We start from the raw sequence: 16,646 nt of genomic DNA on the forward strand, positions 1-16,646 counted from the left end.
GAGGTCAAAACCAACCACTTTCTCCTCCTCCTCAGTAGCGTCCGTGGGTTCTTTTTCCCCCCCCCCCCCCCCCCCCCCCCCCCCCCCCCCCCCCCCCACCCCGCCCAGCCTGTCCGGACGCGTGCCCCGGCGGGTGATCGGCGGCGGGTCGGGCCCGGCCGTGGTGGCCGGGGACGTCCGGAAGGGCTCTCTTCAGTCCGGGTCGAAGCGGGTCGTGCCGTCGACGATCTCCTGGGCCACGTCCGTGACCGTGCGGCCCTCCACGAAGGCGTGGGCCCGGAGGAGGGCGAGGGCCTCGTCGGGGTGCACTCCCCGTTGGGCCATGACCATGCCGACCGCCTGGTGCACGCCGTCGTGGCCGGTGGCCAGAGGGCTCAGCCAGATGCCGTCGCCGTACCGGCCGGCGCCCTCGTCGTGGGGCAGGGCCATGAGGGCCACCGTCAGCACGTCCGCCACCAGCCACGCCGTGCGGACCTCGTCGGCGGCCAGCTCGCCGGGGACGTCCCGGTAGAGGTCCAGGGTGCCCACGCACACCGCGCGGTCGCCCAGGGGCAGGGCGTACACCGCCCGGACCCCGGCGGCGGCCGCCTGCTGGGCGAACACCGGCCAGCGGGACGCGTCCCGGCCGGCCGTGAGGTCGGCCGCGAACACCGGCGCGCCGGTCTCGGCCGCCCACAGGCAGGGCCCGTCGCCCAGCGTGGCCTGTATCTCCATCAGACGCGCGGCCCGCTCACTGCTCGCGCTCAGCGGGACCGGCATCCCCTCGCCGCGCAGCGACACGCTGGCGCCGATCACCGGCAGCAGCCGTACCGCCGCGGCGCACAGCCGCTCCGGTACGTCCCGGGGTTCGACGCCGCGCACCTCCTGGGCGATCACCTGGGCGACCCGTTCGCGGTTCCGGTCGGTCATGGTGATCACCTCCGTCCGCGGATGTCGGGTCCGTCCCTTCCGGGTCCCTTCCTGGCCCGCCGGGTACCGCCCTCGCGGGGACCGGAAACCGGCCGGGCCCAGGCCTTCTCGAACGGATCCGCGGGCCGGTCCACCCGCGGGACGGCCAGCGCGTCAGTCACCGCGTCGAGGACCGGCGGCCAGGCCGCGCCCCGCCGGTCGGCCCGCTGTGCGGGAAGGCGGCTGTGCGCGAGCCCGGCTTCGGCGGAGAGCGGCCTGTGACGGCCGGGAACGGGGGAAGGGCCCGCCGCGCAGGGCGCTACAGCGGTGGCTGCGCGGGCGCCGGGCCCAGTGTGGTCGTACCCGGGGCCGTACGGTGTCCCAGGCCCGTGCGGTAGGCGTCCAGGGCCGCCTCCACCCGGCCGGTGCGGCGCAGCAGGTCGCCGAGGAGACGGCACAGGTCGGCGAGGTCACCGGCGGCCCCCGCGCGTTCCAGGAGGCTCAGGGCGCGGACGTAGTGCTCCTCGGCGGAGTCGGTGTCGCGGGCGTCCTCGGCGATGATGCCGAGGAGGCGGTGCGCACCGGCCGCGTGCACGGCGCCGCGCTCCGAGGAGAGGTCGCCGAGCACCTCGTGCAGCAGGGCCGCGGCCTCCTCGGACTTGCCGCGGCGGTGCAGGACGTCGGCCAGCTCGACGGCGACCTGGCTGATGTAGAGGGCGGCGCGCTGAGCCGAGAGCATGGCCTGCGCCTGCTTCAACTCGTCCTCGGCATGCTCCAGTTGGTCGTTCTGGGCGTAGACGTAGCCGCGCATCCAGTGGCAGTTGGCGAGTTCCGTGCGCAGGTGGAGCTGGCGGTACAGCTCGGCCGCCTTGGCGAGGGAGGCGTCGGCCTCGGCGAGACGGCCCTCGGCGAGGAGGGTACGGGCCACCGAGCGGTGCATCCGGGCGACGAGAGCCGGATCGCCCACCTGGGGCGCGAGGGCGAGGGCGAACTCGGCGGCCTGGGCGGCGCGGGCCTGGGCACCCATGTCCATGTAGGGGCCGATGACGGAGGCGTACAGCAGCAGCAGCGCGTCGGGGTCGTGCAGACCGCCGCGGTTCAGCTCGTCGAGGGTGGTTTCCAGCAGGTAGACGGCGTACCGGAGTTCTCCCGCGAGGTAGTGGGCGACGGCCCGGCCGCGCAGGGCGGGGACCCTGGCCGGGAGCGGCGCGTGCGCCAGGCACCGCTCCGCCCGCTCGAAGTGCCGACGGGCCGTCTCCAGCTCGCCGGTGTCGATCCCGCACTCCCCGAGCCCCAGCAGCGCGGTGGCCTGCTCCTCCACGAGGCCGTGCTCCTCGGCCTCCGCGAGCAGTTCCGCGTACTGCCGTGCCGCATGCTCCGCCTCCCCGGTGGCCAGGGCCCGCTGGGCCTCGGTGAGGCGCAGCCGCAGATCGGTGACGAGCCGCGCGGAGCGGCCGGTGGCCAGCTCCTCGAAGTCGACGCCGAGCCGATCCGCGATGTGCCTGAGGGCCTCGTCGGAGGGCCGCACCCGGCCGGCCTCCAGGGTCGAGACATAGGCGGGGGTGTAGGTCGGCTCCGCCAACTGGCGTTGGGTGAGACCCTGTTCGACCCGCATGCGCTGCACCCGGCGTCCGATGACCTCCGGTTCGTCCCGCTCACCCACGGCCCGAATCACCCCAACTCCCCCTGAGCCTCTTGCCGTTCGGCTCGCGCAGCCTCTAGGTTAAACGGCGTGTTAAGCATGCTTAATACACGGTTGACGTAACGGGCGCCTGTTGTTGTCGCTTTTTGTCCGCCGTCGCTCTGTGTCCGCTGTCGCCGCCGACGTTGCGAGGTCGCCGTGCAGGAACGCACATCCGCACCCTACGGGCGCCCCTCCCAGCGGTACGCGCGAGCCGTGGCGGCGGCCGTCATCGCGGTGGCGGCCCTGATCACCGCCGCCAACGCGGTCCCGGCCCGCGCCACGGACACCCCCCACCTGTCGACCGGCGTGGAGCGGGCCGGCAGGTGAGAGGCGACGGACACTGACAGGAGTGTCCGGCACCCGGAGGCGAGGAGGACAGGCCCTGAGGGCCGCGATCACGCTGGCATGCGGGCCCCGGCACCGCCCTTGATCCGGCTGATCCGGCGCGATCCGGCCTGATCCGAACGAAGAGGCCCTAGCCCTGCGTCTGGAGCTGGCGGAGCTGCTCGCGGACGTGGTCGAGGGCACCCTGCCGGCGGCCCGGCACCCGGACGCGCAGATCCGCGAGCGCGGGGCCGAGATCGCGGGCCCGGCTCCGGTCCGTGATGCGCCCCCACTGGTGGTGGGCCCGGTCCACGGCCGCCTCGACCGGCACCGCGTCGGGCGGCTGCCCCGCGGCCAGCCGGGCCACCGCGACCGCCATCCACGTACGGCAACTGCGCTCGGCGTCCCCCGCGAACATCGCCAGATCCGCCCGCACCTCGGACCAGTGCAGGGCCTCCTCCGACCCGGCCCCGTGCGCGACGAGCGCGGCCTGCTCCCAGCGGGCCGCGAGAGCGTCGGCGGCGGAGTGATCACCGGCTTGGACGGCCGCCGTGATGCCGGCGTGGGGGTCACCCACCAACCCCTCCTGGCGCACCCCCTTCGAGGGAGCTTGCGGTCGAGGCCCCTGCACGGCCGGAAGCGGGGGTCCGGGGGCAGCGCCCCCGGGGACGGGAAGGGCAGGGGCGGCAGGGGCGAAACCCCCTGGGGCACCCACGCCGGGACCCGCGCCCACGCCGGGACCCGGACCCGCACCCGCACCCGCACCCGGCATTGCACCCGGACCCGATCCCGATCCCGGCCCCCACAGCACCAGATCCCCCACCTCTCCCTCCCCCGCGATCCGCGCCAACGCCATCTGATGCAACTGCTCCAGCCCCGGCCGCCCCCCACTGCGCAGCACGGTCGCCACCGCCTTCATGTACGTGGGCGCGGCCAGCCTCCGCCGCCCCACCGGAGGCGCGACCCTCCCGTAGACGGCGACCCCCGACCCGCACTCCAGCCCCCGGCCGCGCAGCCACCCCCACGCCTCGGCGTCCGCGTGCAGGTCGAGCAGCAGCGTCGTCGTCCCGGCCGCCCGCAGCCGCAGCTCCTCGCGGAACCAGTGCCAGGGGAAGCCGGTGTAGCGGACGGTCGACGGCGTCGTACGGGCCAGCGCCAGATGCGGCAGCCGCTGCTTGCGGTCGAGCTGGATCTGACCGGTGACGAACACGGTCAGCGGTCCGGGCGCCGCCGCGGCGGCCCGCAGCCGGGTCAGCACGGCCTGCGGCTCCAGCGGGTCGGCGAGTTCGACGACGTTCGCCGTGTCGGTGCCGGCCAGGACGGCGGGCGGCACGGCCGCGAGCACGGGGAGCACGGACGCCGCGTCCACCAGGCACCCCTTGCCCACGGGTGAGGCCGCGAGGAGCAGCACGGTTCCGGGCATGGTCCCTCCCCCTGTCGATCACGTACGTCAGCACGGTAACCGCTGCCGCCGCGAACGGGGGCCCCAGGTCCGCAAACGTCCCCCTACGGGGCCTTCGCGCCGTCCGTGGCCGGCTCGCCCTCCGTGCTCCCCGCCCACCGCCTCCGTACCGCGAAGATCGTCGTGTCGTCGATGAGGTGGCCGCCGCAGTGCCGCAGGGTGCGGTCGCGTACGTAGGAGACCAGGCGGCCGGGTACGGCGGTGCGCGGGTCGCGGGCGAGGCCTTCGGCGACGTCCTCGGCGAGCGGATAGAAGGCGCCGGTGCGGTCCCGCGCCTCGGTGACACCGTCGGTGACGAGCAGCAGCGTCTCCTCGGGGGCGACGGCGGCGCGCAGCACCGGCGGGAGGCCGCCGGGGGCGAGTTCGGCGAGGCCGAGGGGGAGTCCGCCGCCGTGCGGCAGCGGCCGTACCCCGCCGGGACCGGCGGCGAGCGGCGCCTCGTGCCCGAACAGGACGACCTCGACCACGGCCTGCTCCCCCTCGGGGAACCCCAGCAGGACTGCCGTGGCGAAACGGTCCCCGTCCGCGCGGCCGAGGGCGACGGTGTGGACGCGGTGGCGCCGCATGCGGATCTCCAGCCGTTCGGCGACCGTCGCGAGGTCCGCCTCGTGGTAGGCGGCCTCCCGGAAGGTGCCGAGGAGCGCGGCCGCCGCCTCCACCGCGCCCAGCCCCTTGCCCTGTACGTCGCCGAGGAGGACGCGGGTGCCGTGCGGTCCGGGTTGGATGTCGTAGAAGTCGCCGCCCACGCGCGCGTCGGCGTCGGCGGCCAGGTAGACCGCGGCGTGGTCGAGGTCGCCCCAGCCGGACGGCAGCGGGCGCAGCACCGTACGGCGGGTGGTCTCGGCGATGTGCCGCATGTGCAGCATCCGCCGCTCTCCGCGTACCCGGACCCCGGCTGCCAGGACGGAGAGGACCCCGCCGACCAGGACGAGGACGAGGTCGGCCGGGCCCTCCCGGTACTGGTAGGGCCAGGCGGCGTCCGCAGCGACGTAGGTGACGACCGCCAGCACGGCGAAGAGGGCCGTCGTCCACACCCCGCACAGCGCGGCGGCGAGCGCGGCGACGAACACGCACCAGGAGACGACGCGGAACTCTCCGCTGGTGTTGAAGTCGACGACGGCGATGGCGACCAGCGTCAGCAGCGGCACCAGCCAGGTGACGCTGTGGCCGCGGACCTGGAGCAGTTTCTGCCGCTCCAGCACGTCCCGGCGCCGGGCGCGCGGATACCGGGCGAGCAGCCCCTGGCCCCCTCGGTCGCTCACCGCTTCAGCGAAACACGCTCGCGCACCGTCCGCATCCCGGCCCGCCACGCGCGCGGACCGCGTCCCACCGACTTGCCACCCACCCTGCCCCGGTGTGCCCTGGAAGCGGGGGGCGAGGAGAGAGGAGTGCTCCCATGGCTCATGCGGAACCCACACCGGGCAGGCGGACACCGGGCATCACCTCCGGGTCCCGTGCGGGCGACCCGCCCGACGTCTTCGGCGAACGGACCCACCTGGTCATGAAGTGGGCGGTGCCGGTGGCGCTCGGGCTCGTCTACGGCTACTGGGCCGCGGCGAACCGGCGCAGCGCCGGGCCGATCACCGGCTGGAACATCCTGTTCGGCTTCGTGGCCGCGCTCGCGTTCATCGCGCTGTACGTCGCCGTCCGCGCCGTGGCCCCGCGCCTGCGGCGCGAAGCGCACGCCCTGCTGTGGGCCGTTTTCGCCGGCTGCGCGATCGGTTTCCTCATCAACCAGAGCGGAGCGAGCGCGCTGTACTCCGCGGGTGTCTCGCTGGTGGTCGCGGCGGGCTTCTTCGCGGCGATGTTCTACCGCTACTACACGCACGAGGACGCGCGGGGACACCGCATCGGGTAGCTCCCGTCCCCTGCCGTGCGTGGGCCCCGGCGGTTCTCGCCGGGGCCCACGGCTTCCCTCATCCCTCCACTCACCGGACGGGCGGGACCCACTCCCGGCCGTCCGAGGAGGTTCCGGTGGCGCTGAAGCTCCAGGAGCCCGAGAAAGTGAAGCCGAAGCCGGCGGTGCCGGACCCGGTGAGGCTCCTAGGCTCGCCCTCCCGGGCCTGGTGCCGGCCGGTCCGGTCGCCGTCCTTCCAGCGCGGGCAGGGGTCGACGCAGTCGGGCACCCGCTGGCCGCCGGTGTGCACGAAGGCGGCGCTCGCCCAGGCCCGCGCGCCGACGAGCCGGTACCAGTGCGCGTCGCCGTTGAAGCTCTGCCCCAGCACCCGGCACTCCACCCGGTCCCGACTGCCCGGCGCGAGCGTGCCGGCGGAGGGTGCGTGCGTGGTGGGCGCCTGCCGCAGCGTCAGGTCGGTGCGGGAGGTGATGGTGCCCAGCACGACGTCGCCACCTTGTGCCGAGGCTTCGGTGGAGGTCGGCGCGGCCGCCGACGCCGTGGTACCGAGCGCCGTGAAGGCGAGCGTGCCACCGGCGAACAGGGCCGCGGCGGCGGTCCACAGGGCCGGTGTCCGCTTGACGGGTGTCCGCAGGGCAGGTGTCCGCGTGGCGGAAGTCCGCGTGGCCGGTGTCCGCTTGACGGGTGTCCGCAGGGCAGGTGTCCGCGTGGCGGAAGTCCGCGTGGCCGGTGTCCGCGTGGCGGGAGTCCGCAGGGCCGGAGTGGTGCGCATGATCGCCTCCTTCTCCCCAGACCCATGAGACACCCGTTCGGATGAACGCTCCACCTGAGGACGGAATCCGCAGCTCCGGCCGGCCGGCCACCCGACTGGCCGTCCCCGCTCGCGCCTCCGGTCCGTACGCACTTGCCTGGAGACGTGTCCCGAGGCCTGCGGACCGCCGTGTCGGCCGCCCTGATCGCCCTGTCCTGCCTCCTGACGCCGTTCGGCGCAGTGGCGGCCTGGGCGGCTCACGGCCTCACGGACACCGGCCGGTACGTCGCCACCATGGCGCCGCTCGCCTCCGACCCGGCCGTACGGGACGCCGTGGTCGACACGGTCGGCGACGGCATCCTGCGCAGGGCGTCCGCCGAACGCGCCCCGCTGGGGCCCGAGACGACCACTTTCGTGCGGGACGCGCTGCGCTCCTTCACCCGCACCCGCGCCTACCGCACCGCGTGGGACGCGGGCAACGCGGCCGCGCACACCGCCCTGATGTCGGCCCTGCGCGACGAGCGTCGCCGCGAGGTCACCGTCGACCTGGCCCCGGTGGCCGCCCGCGTACGCGCCCGGATGATCGCCGACCAGGTGCCGTTCGCCGACCGGGTACCGCTCGCGCCCACCCGCGTCGCACTGCTCCCGGCCGCTGAGCTGACCACCCTCCGGAAGGGATACCACGTGCTCGACCTCGCCGGTTTCTGGCTGCCCCTCGCCGCCGTCGTCCTCGCCGTGTCCGGGATCGCCGTCGCGGCCTGCCGCCGCCGCGCCCTCACCGCGGCGGCCCTCGGCACGGCCCTGGGCGGCGCGTTCCTCGGCCTCGCCATCGTCCTCGCCCGCCACCTCACCCTCACGGACCTCCCCGACCCGTCCCGCCGCCCCGCCGCGGCCGCCGTCTACGACGCCCTCACGGCCACCCTGCGCACCGCGTCCTGGTTCCTGCTGGGCGTCGGCCTGGCGGTGGCGGCGGGGGTGTGGCTCACGCGGTACGTGCGGGTGGGCCGCCTGGTCCGCCGCCGCCGGTCGGATCCGACTCCCCTGCCAGCCGGGCCAGTCGGCGCAGCGCCCGCTCCAACTCCCCCTCCGTCGGGGACGCCAGGCCGAGTCTGACCGCGTCCGGGGTGCGGTGCGGGCCGACGGTGAAAGCGGTGCCGGGGGTGACGGCGATGCCGTGTGCGGCGGCGGCGGCCGTGAAAGTGTCCGCCCGCCACGGCGCGGGCAGCTCCCACCAGGCGAAACAGGAGTGCGGGTCGGTCCGTACGGCGAACGCGCCCAGATGGGCTACGAGGATCCGCTGCCGCCGGACGGCGTCCGCCCGCTTCGCCGCCACCAACCGCTCCACGGTCCCGTCCCCGGCCCACCGCACGGCCGCCTCCAGCGCGAACCTCCCCGCACTCCACCCCCCGGACCGCACGGCGGCGGCCACCGCCTCCACCCGGTCCGGCGGCACGACGAGGAAGCCGGCCGTCAGTCCCGGCGCGACCCGCTTGGACAGGCCGTCGACGACGTGGGCGAGACCGGGGGCGTGGGCGGCGAGCGGGGCGGCGTCCGGCCGGAGGAAGGACCAGACGCGGTCCTCGACGACGGGCAGCCCCAGGTCCACCGCTGTAGCGGCGAGTTCGCGCACGCGGCGCTCGGTCGTCGTCAGCGAGGTCGGGTTGTGCAGGGCGGGCTGGACGTACAGTGCGGAGAGGGGAGCGGCCCGGTGCGCGGCGCGCAGGGCCTCCGGCCGCAGCCCCTCGCCGTCGCCGCCGATCGGCACGAGCACGATGCCCAGCCGGCCGGCGATCTCCTTGACCAGCGGATACGTCAACTCCTCCACGCCGACGCGGCCACCCGGCCGGACCAGGGAGGCGAGCGCGGCGGCGATGGCCTGGCGGGCGTTGCCCGTGCAGAGGACCTGTGCCGGCTCGGGGCGCCAGCCGGGGACGGTGAGCAGCCGGGCCGCGGCGGCGCGGACGGCGGCGGTCCCGTCGGCCGCGGCGGTACGCATCGCCTCGGCCAGCACGTCGGCCCGCAGCAGCGACGCCAGTCCGGGCGCGAGAAGTTCCGACTGGCCTGGCACGGTCGGGTAGTTGAGTTCGAGGTTGACCGGCGAGGCCGTGGCCGGTTCGACCAGGGCCCGCCCCTGGGGGACGGGCGGTGCCGCCCGCACGAAGGTGCCGCGCCCGACCTCGCCCACCACCAGTCCGCGCCGCACGAGTTCGGCGTAGACGCGCCCGGCCGTCGACGGTGCGATCCGGTGCGCGCGGGCGAACCGGCGCTGCGGCGGCAGCCGTTGCCCCGGCACGAGCCGCCCGCACGCGATGTCGTCGGCGACGCGATCCGCGATCACCCGGTAGTCGTGCACGACGGCCCCCGTCCCTCGATATTGCACCGAGGGCAAAGATCTTATTGCACCGAGGAGTTGGGCGGACCTAGGGTCGACACATGGCACCCTTCCTCTCATATGAGGACAAGGGCATGGATACCGCCGGACGTATCCCCCTGGTCCTCGTCCACGGCCACCCCTTCGACCACACGATGTGGGCCCCGCAACTGGAGGCCTTCGCCCCCACACGCCGCGTCATCGCCCCCGACCTGCGCGGCTACGGCGCGTCTCCGGTCACCCCCGGCACCACCCTCCTCTCCCGCCTCGCCGAGGACGTCGAGAACCTCCTCGACGACCTGTCGGTGGACACCTTCGTGCTGGCCGGACTGTCGATGGGCGGGCAGATCGCGATGGAGTGCCACGCCCGCCTCGGCGAACGTGTCCGGGGCCTGGTCCTCGCGGACACCTTCGCCGAACCGGAGACCCCCGCCGGCCGGACCGCCCGCACCACCCTCGCCGACCGCCTCCTGACCGAGGGCATGGGCGGTTACGCCGACGAGGTCCTCCTCAAGATGGTCGCCCCGCACGCCCCGCCCGCCGTCAAGGCCCACGTCCACCGCATGATGACGTCCACGCCCCCCGAGGGCGCCGCGGCGGCCCTCCGTGGCCGGGCCGAACGCCCCGACTACCGTCCGCTCCTGCGCCGCGTCACCGTCCCCGCCCTCGTCGTCGTCGGCGCGGACGACGAGTTCACCCCCGTCCACGACGCGGAAACCCTGCACGCCCTCCTCCCCGACTCGACCCTGCGCGTGATCGACCACTGCGGCCACCTGCCGAACCTGGAAAGCCCGCGGGAGTTCAACGCGGCGCTGGGGGAGTTCCTGAGGCGGGTGGACGGGGGCTGACACGGCGGGTGGCGCGGCTCGACCACGTCCTCGTCTCCGACGAGTGCTCCGCGAGCCGCGCCCGCCTCCTCGGCCTCCCCGGCACCGGCCACCACTCCCTGCTCGTCGACGTCACCCTCCACCGGCCCCGGAGGGTCCGGCGGCGCTCGCCGATAATGAACCCATGTCCAGCGAGCTTCCCATCGGCCTCACCCCTCCCGACTGGCTGGTGCGGAACCTGCGGCCCCAGCGCGCCCCCGTCAACAAACCGGCCGTCGCCCGCGCCGCCCTCGCCATGACACTCCCCCTGCTGATCGGACTGGCCGTCGGACAGCCCGCGTACGGGGCGCTCGCCTCCATGGGCGCCCTGTCCGGCGTCATCGGCGACACCGCCGACGCCTACCGGCTGCGCATCCTCAACATCGCGATCCCGCAGGCGTTCGGGGCCGTCGGCATCACCCTCGGCGCGGCCGTGTACGGCCACGGCTGGATCGCGGTGGCCGCCGTCACCGCCGTCGCGCTCGTCTCCGGGATGATCTCGACGATCGGCGCCGTCGCCTCCGTGTCCGGGCTGCTGCTGCTCCTCAACACGGTCGTCGGAGCCGGCCTGACCATGCCCGGCGCCTGGTGGCTCGCGCCCGTCCTGATGACCGGCGGCGGCCTCTTGGTCCTCCTCCTCGCCCTGCTGGCCTGGCCACTGCGCTCCGGCGTCCCCGAACGCGCCGCCGTAGCCGGCACCTACCGCGCCGTCGCCGGCCTCCTCGCCGCCTCCGGCGACGCCACCCCCGGCGCCTACGAGGACGCCCGGTACGCCGTCACGCAGTCCCTGAACCAGTCGTACGACCTCGTCCTCGCCCACCGCGCCCGTCACCACGGCCGCAGCCCCGAACTGACTCGACTGCTCGCCCAGTTGAACGCGATCACCCCGGTCGTCGAGGCCGCCCCCGCCGCCCACCTCGCCGGTCGGCCCCTCCCGCCCGAGGTCCCCGCGGCCGTACGGCATCTCGCGCAGGCCGTGGAAACCGGCTTCACCGGACCCATAGGCCTCGGCCTGCCCACGCCCACCGAGGAGACCGGCCGCGCCGTCGACCACGCCCTGCGCCACGCCGCCGACGTCGTCGCCGCCCCCGACGTCGGCCCTTCCCCACTCCCGTCGCCCGAGCGGGAGGACCCCCCTGCCCCCGTCGACCGGCTCGGGCACCCCGCCGCGCTCCGCGTCCGCGCCGCCCGCGCGGCCCACGACGTCATCCTCTCCGCCGCGTCCTGGCGCTACGGCCTGCGCCTCGCGCTGTGCGTCGGCCTCGCCCAGGTCCTCGTGTCGCTCGTCCCCGTGCCCCGCTCCTACTGGGTCGCCCTGACCATCACCTTCGTCCTCAAACCCGACTTCGGCTCCGTCTTCTCCCGCGCCCTGCTGCGCGCCCTCGGCACGGTCGCCGGGCTGGTCGTCGCGGCGGCGGTGCTCTCACAGGTCCCGCGCGGCGGCTGGGACGTACCGGTGATGCTGCTGCTGGCCCCGCTGATCCCCGCCCTCACCCCGCGCGGCTACGGCTACCAGACCGCGGCGATCACCCCCGTGATCCTGCTCCTCTCCGACGTCCTCAACCACCAGGGCACGGCCCTGCTCCTGCCCCGCCTGGTGGACTCGCTCATCGGCTGCGCGATCGCCCTGGTCGCCGGCTACCTGCTGTGGCCGGAGTCCTGGCACACACGTGTGGGCGACCGCCTCGCCGACGCCGTCGCCGACACGGCCCGCTACGCGGAGGCCGCGTTCGGCAGCCACATCGACCCCCCGGCCCGCGCCCGGATGCGCCGCCGCCTCTACCGCGACCTGTCCGTCATCCGTACGGAGTTCCAGCGCGCCCTCACCGAACCGCCGCCCACGGGGGCCCGTGCCGCCGCCTGGTGGCCGCTGGTCGTCGCCGTCGAACGGATCGTGGACGCGACGACGGCGGCCCGGGTCCGCGTGAAGCACGGAGCCGAGCCGCCGTCCGACGTGGAGATCACCCACGTCGTCCGGCAGCTGCGGGAGCTGTCGGACGGCCTGCGGGAGACCGACGTCCTCCACCCCGTCCGCACGGACCTCACAGGACCGCCGGACAGCGTGCTGGAACCCCTCCGCCAGGAGGTGGCGGCGGCGAGGACGATCGCCTCGCCGCACCGGCCGTGACCCGTCACGGGCGGGGGCCTCAGACGCCGATGTCCGCCCCGTCCTCGCGCCACACCGAGACGACCGCCGGGCGGACGATCCTGCCGGGACCGTCGGGCCAGGTGCTCCTCGGGTTCTCGACCGAGGCGCCGTCCAGCTCGCCCGGGTGCTGCACGGCGACCAGCACGCGCCGCTCCTGGATGAGCGGACCGCAGGTCTCGGCGCCGGTCGGCACCGTCAGGAACTGCTTCAGCTCACCGCGCCGCGGGCCGCGGGTGGCGACCCCGAACAGACCGTCGTGCGAGCCGAGCTGCGAGCCGTCCGTGGAGATCCACAGGTTGCCGTAGGGGTCGAAGGCCACGTTGTCCGGGCAGGAGATCGGGCTGACGGCGTCCTTCGGGAAGCCCGCGAAGTACGTCGCCGGGTCCGCCGGGTCACCGGCCACCAGGAACAGCGACCAGGCGAACCTCGTCGACTCCGGCCGGTTCCAGCGCTCGGTCAGCTCCAGGACGTGCCCGTGCTTGTTGGCGTTGCGCGGGTTGGCCTCGTCCGCCTTGGCGTTGGCGCCGACACCGCGGTTGCTGTTGTTGGTGAGGGCCACGTACACCTTGCCGGTGACCGGGTTGGGCTCGATGTCCTCGGGACGGTCCATCTTCGTCGCGCCGACCTTGTCCCCGGCGAGCCGCGTGAAGACGAACACCTCCTCGGCGGTCATGCCCTCGACGTGCGACACGGCGCCCTTGGCGGTGGCGGTCGCCAGCGGGATCCACTCGCCGCCACCGTCGAACTCGCCGTCGGCCGGCAGCTTGCCCGTGCCGTCGATCTCGATCGCGGGGGAGTCGCCGGTCAGCCTGGCGACGTAAAGCGTCCCCTCGTCGAGCAGCGAGAGGTTGTGCTCGCGCACCGACCGGCCGCTGCCGTGCCTCATCCGCTTGCTGCCGACGAACTTGTAGAAGTAGTCGAAGCGCTCGTCGTCACCGGAGTAGACGACGGGACGGCCGTCGTGCGTGAGCCGGACGGTCGCCGCCTCGTGCTTGAACCGCCCGAGCGCGGTGTGCTTGCGGGGCGTGGACGCCGGGTCGTACGGGTCGAACTCGACGACGTACCCGAAGCGGTGGACCTCGTTCGGCTCCTGGGCGACGTCGAAACGCTTGTCGAAGCGTTCCCACTTGCGCTCGGTGGCGCCGGTCCCGATCCCGTAGCGCTTGTCCGTCGCCCGGCCGCTGTTGGCGAAGTACTGGTTGAAGTTCTCCTCGCCGTGCAGCGTCGTACCCCACGGGGTGGTGCCGCCGGAACAGTTGTTGAGCGTGCCGTACACCGTGGTGCCGGTCGGGTCGGCGGAGGTCTTCAGCAGATCGGACCCGGCGGCGGGCCCGGTCAGCCGGAACTCGGTGGTGGCGGTGACCCGCCGGTTCAGGTGGTGCCGCGGAACGGCGACGAGCCTGCCGGTCCTGCGGTCCCCCTCCACCACCACCGCGGACAGGCCGTGCGCGGCCCAGGCGACCTCGACCTGCTGCCGGGTGGGACGGGCGGCGTCGTAGCCGCGGAACATGAGCACCTCGTCGGTGTACTCGTGGTTCGCGACGAGCAACTGCCGGTTGCGCTCGCCCGGCAGCGGCAGCAGGGCGAGGAAGTCGTTGTTGTACCCGAACTGACCCGCCTGGGCGGCCGCGGTCTGGTTCTCCGGGTCGAAGGCGGGCGCACCGCGCAGAATGGGCTCACCCCAGCGGATCACGACGTTCTGGGTGTATCCGTCCGGTACGACGACGGCGTCCACGGTGTTCGGCGGGACGCTGCCGTAGCGCAGCCCGCGCGCGCCGCCGGAGGGCTTCGACGGCTTTCCGTGGCCGGCCGCGGCCGAATCGGCGGTCGCCGGACGCGCCCCGGCGACACCGGCGGCACCCGCGGCCCCCGCCACGGTGACGACGGCGGCGGCGCGCATCATCGAGCGGCGGCTGAGGGCTCCCGCGATGACATCACCGACGTACTCGTTGTCACTGGTGTTGGGCACCTCGTGGAAGCAGGCGTCACCACACCGGAAACGGCAGGTCATGGCGGATCGTCCGCCCGGATGCGACTGGGACGGCGTTCCGAGCAGCGGCAACAGCTTGCGCACCTTGATCTCCCCTTGTGTGCCCTTGGTATGAGCGTGACGGTAGGGGTACGTATGTGCGGAGGCGCTGACGCTGAGTGAACGGCGGGTGAATCCCCGGCTGCCACAGAGGTGTTCGCGGCGCCGCAAGGCGGTGTTGACACACCCGCCGTACGCCCACTCACCCCTGCCGAAGATCACCCCCAGGGGCCGCTAACCTTACGTGTCCGTCCTGGCCAGGGATTGACGGGAACAACTCACGCGAAGGGTTGCGCACATGGGCATTCTCACTCTCCTGCGGAACGCGTTCGGCCGTTCACGCAAGGGGCGGACCGCAGAGGCGGAGGGTGCGGCGCGGATTCCTTCGCAGACGGAACCCACGAACCACCCCGAGCCGCAGCCGACCGAACCGACGACCCCCACAGCGGTCGTCCCCGCCTCCCCGTCCGAGCAGCCCGCGTCCGAGCCGACGGCTCAGGTACCGGAGCCCCGCACGGCAGCCGAAGAACACGAACTGGTGGCAGCGGCCTTCGACAACATCACCGTCCCGCAGACGCCGCGGGCCCCGGCCCCGGTGGATCCGCCGAAGACGGAGAAGGAACAGCCGGTCACCTCGAAGGACCCGGCGACCACGGAGGAGCCGACCCCTCCCGTCCCGGAGACACCGGCAGCAGAGACGGAACCCCTCACGGAGCCGGCCACGGCGGAGGCGGAGGAACCCGCCACGGAGAAGGCCCCGGCAACGGAGGCGGAAGAGACCGTCACGGAGACGCCCGCACCGGAGGCGGAGGAGGAGGCGGAGGCGGAGGAGACCGTCACGGAGACGCCCGCACCGGAGGCGGAGGAGGAGGCGGAGGAGACCGTCACGGAGACGCCCGCACCGGAGGCGGAGGCTGGGGCGGAGGCGGAGGAGACCGTCACGGAGACGCCCGCACCGGAGGCCGAGGCGGCGAAGCCCGTCACGGAGCCGGCCACGGCAGAGGTGGAACCCGCCACGGAGAAGGCCCCGGCAGCGGAGGCGGAGGAGACCGTCACGGAGACGCCCGCACCGGAGGCCGAGGAGACCGTCACGGAGCCCGCACCGGAGGCCGAGGCTGGGGCGGAGGCGGAGGAGACCGTCACGGAGACGCCCGCACCGGAGGCCGAGGCGGAGGAGACCGTCACGGAGCCCGCCACGGCGGAGGTGGAACCCCTCACGGAGAAGGCCGCTGCGGAGGCGGAGGAACCCGCCACGGAAACGCCCACGCCGTCCGCGGAGCCCGTCGCCGAGGAGCCGACCGAGGCCGCGGCCGAGCCGGTCATCGAGGAGCCGGAGACTGTCCAGGAGCTCGAGGCGGAGGAGCTGACGCCGGAGGCGGAGCCGGCGGAGCCCACGGAGCCCGCGGCCGCCGACGGCGAGGACGCCCCGCAGGGGTCACCCGCGGACGACGACGAATCCCGCACGGGCGGTGCGGGTGGGGACGACCCCGCCGAAGGCGAAGCCGAGGCGAAAGCCACCGACACGGCGGAGCCCGCCGCCGAGGCGAAAGCCACCGACCCGGCGGAGCCACTCCCCCTCCCCACCCCGTCCCACCTCACCACCGCCCACCGGGCAGCCGCGGCCACCCTCACCAAGCTGAACCTCGCCGACGCCCGCGCGGACGTCTACCTCGTCCTGGACCGCTCCGCGTCCATGCGCGCGTACTACAAGGACGGCTCCGTCCAGGCTCTGGCCGACCAGACCCTGGCCCTCGCCGCACACCTCTCCCGGAACCAGCCCCCCACGGTCCACGTCGTCTTCTTCTCGACCGAGCTGGACGGCACCGCCGACCTCACTCTCACCGACCCCGAGAACAAGATCGACGACCTGCACGCGGGGCTGGGCCGCATGGGCCGTACGAGCTACCACGCCGCCGTCGAGGCGGTCGTGGCGCACCACGAGCAGCACGCCGCGTCCCCCGGGTCCCCGGCCCTGGTGGTCTTCCAGACGGACGGCGCCCCGGACGCCAAGACCCCCGCCACCCAGTCCCTCGCGGACGCGGCGGAGAAACACCCCACCCTCTTCTTCTCCTTCGTCGCCTTCGGTGAGCACGACAACAAGGCGTTCGACTACCTCCGCAAGCTGAAGACCGGCAACACGGCGTTCTTCCACGCGGGCCCCACCCCTCGGGAGCTGACGGACCAGGAGCTGTACGAGGGCGTACTGGCCACCTGGCGCCCGTAGGCGCGGGGGAGCCCCCATGTCATCCCACCGCCGCCCGCTTCTC

At 74.3% G+C, this 16,646-nt stretch carries 12 protein-coding genes; 5 read left to right on the forward strand and 7 right to left on the reverse strand.

From position 1 onward, the window contains the following. Positions 1-192 precede the first annotated feature (192 nt). Complete coding sequence (locus tag ACZ5Y0_RS21915; protein WP_469130374.1) at positions 193-909, reverse strand: GAF and ANTAR domain-containing protein; 717 nt, start codon at positions 907-909, stop codon at positions 193-195. A 298-nt stretch (positions 910-1,207) separates the two neighbouring features. Further along, a complete protein-coding gene (locus ACZ5Y0_RS21920) occupies positions 1,208-2,551 on the reverse strand; it encodes a helix-turn-helix domain-containing protein (protein ID WP_469130569.1) in 1,344 nt (447 codons plus the stop codon). 177 nt (positions 2,552-2,728) lie between these two features. Here ACZ5Y0_RS21920 and ACZ5Y0_RS21925 point away from each other — a divergent pair, with 177 nt between their 5' ends. Further along, complete coding sequence (locus tag ACZ5Y0_RS21925; RefSeq protein ID WP_469130375.1) at positions 2,729-2,899, forward strand: hypothetical protein; 171 nt, start codon at positions 2,729-2,731, stop codon at positions 2,897-2,899. A 148-nt stretch (positions 2,900-3,047) separates the two neighbouring features. On the opposite strand, the gene ACZ5Y0_RS21930 is transcribed toward ACZ5Y0_RS21925, so the two are convergent. Together ACZ5Y0_RS21930 and ACZ5Y0_RS21935 are read right to left on the reverse strand one after the other, a co-directional pair. Continuing rightward, positions 3,048-4,319 carry a hypothetical protein gene (locus ACZ5Y0_RS21930; RefSeq protein ID WP_469130376.1) on the reverse strand — a complete coding sequence of 424 codons (1,272 nt, stop codon included), beginning with the start codon at positions 4,317-4,319 and terminating at the stop codon, positions 3,048-3,050. Between the two features lie 83 nt (positions 4,320-4,402). After that, a complete protein-coding gene (locus ACZ5Y0_RS21935; RefSeq protein ID WP_469130377.1) occupies positions 4,403-5,620 on the reverse strand; it encodes a PP2C family protein-serine/threonine phosphatase in 1,218 nt (405 codons plus the stop codon). Between the two features lie 134 nt (positions 5,621-5,754). Here ACZ5Y0_RS21935 and ACZ5Y0_RS21940 point away from each other — a divergent pair, with 134 nt between their 5' ends. Beyond that, positions 5,755-6,216 (forward strand): hypothetical protein, encoded by a 462-nt coding sequence (locus ACZ5Y0_RS21940; protein ID WP_469130378.1) that lies wholly within the window; start codon positions 5,755-5,757, stop codon positions 6,214-6,216. 70 nt (positions 6,217-6,286) lie between these two features. Here the strand turns inward: ACZ5Y0_RS21940 and ACZ5Y0_RS21945 are convergent, their stop codons facing one another. Both ACZ5Y0_RS21945 and ACZ5Y0_RS21950 read right to left on the reverse strand, forming a co-directional pair. After that, entirely contained in the window at positions 6,287-6,985 is a 699-nt protein-coding gene (locus tag ACZ5Y0_RS21945; protein ID WP_469130379.1) for an SH3 domain-containing protein, read from the reverse strand. A gap of 961 nt (positions 6,986-7,946) precedes the next feature. Further along, positions 7,947-9,317 (reverse strand): aminotransferase-like domain-containing protein, encoded by a 1,371-nt coding sequence (locus ACZ5Y0_RS21950; RefSeq protein WP_469130380.1) that lies wholly within the window; start codon positions 9,315-9,317, stop codon positions 7,947-7,949. 80 nt (positions 9,318-9,397) lie between these two features. On the opposite strand from ACZ5Y0_RS21950, the gene ACZ5Y0_RS21955 reads away from it, so the two are divergent. Both ACZ5Y0_RS21955 and ACZ5Y0_RS21960 read left to right on the forward strand, forming a co-directional pair. After that, the gene (locus ACZ5Y0_RS21955) at positions 9,398-10,183 is read left to right on the forward strand and encodes an alpha/beta fold hydrolase (protein ID WP_469130381.1); all 786 of its coding nucleotides are present in this window, start codon (positions 9,398-9,400) and stop codon (positions 10,181-10,183) included. A gap of 163 nt (positions 10,184-10,346) precedes the next feature. Beyond that, the gene (locus ACZ5Y0_RS21960) at positions 10,347-12,329 is read left to right on the forward strand and encodes an FUSC family protein (RefSeq protein WP_469130382.1); all 1,983 of its coding nucleotides are present in this window, start codon (positions 10,347-10,349) and stop codon (positions 12,327-12,329) included. A gap of 19 nt (positions 12,330-12,348) precedes the next feature. Here ACZ5Y0_RS21960 and ACZ5Y0_RS21965 read toward each other — a convergent pair whose 3' ends face one another. After that, complete coding sequence (locus ACZ5Y0_RS21965) at positions 12,349-14,424, reverse strand: PhoX family protein (protein WP_469130383.1); 2,076 nt, start codon at positions 14,422-14,424, stop codon at positions 12,349-12,351. 253 nt (positions 14,425-14,677) lie between these two features. Here ACZ5Y0_RS21965 and ACZ5Y0_RS21970 point away from each other — a divergent pair, with 253 nt between their 5' ends. Then, positions 14,678-16,603, forward strand: coding sequence for a VWA domain-containing protein (locus ACZ5Y0_RS21970; protein WP_469130384.1), 1,926 nt, complete (start codon positions 14,678-14,680; stop codon positions 16,601-16,603). Positions 16,604-16,646: the final 43 nt, after the last annotated feature.

Source organism: Streptomyces sp. NPDC033216 (assembly GCF_055577115.1).

What these genes read in the sequence shown, in the direction of transcription:
- ACZ5Y0_RS21940 (WP_469130378.1), top strand. Translation starts at nt 5,755, where the DNA reads ATGGCTCATGCGGAACCCACACCGGGCAGGCGGACACCGGGCATCACC.
- ACZ5Y0_RS21970 (WP_469130384.1), top strand. Translation starts at nt 14,678, where the DNA reads ATGGGCATTCTCACTCTCCTGCGGAACGCGTTCGGCCGTTCACGCAAG.
- ACZ5Y0_RS21955 (WP_469130381.1), top strand. Translation starts at nt 9,398, where the DNA reads ATGGCACCCTTCCTCTCATATGAGGACAAGGGCATGGATACCGCCGGA.
- ACZ5Y0_RS21945 (WP_469130379.1), bottom strand. Translation starts at nt 6,985, where the DNA reads ATGCGCACCACTCCGGCCCTGCGGACTCCCGCCACGCGGACACCGGCC.
- ACZ5Y0_RS21930 (WP_469130376.1), bottom strand. Translation starts at nt 4,319, where the DNA reads ATGCCCGGAACCGTGCTGCTCCTCGCGGCCTCACCCGTGGGCAAGGGG.
- ACZ5Y0_RS21915 (WP_469130374.1), bottom strand. Translation starts at nt 909, where the DNA reads ATGACCGACCGGAACCGCGAACGGGTCGCCCAGGTGATCGCCCAGGAG.
- ACZ5Y0_RS21960 (WP_469130382.1), top strand. Translation starts at nt 10,347, where the DNA reads ATGTCCAGCGAGCTTCCCATCGGCCTCACCCCTCCCGACTGGCTGGTG.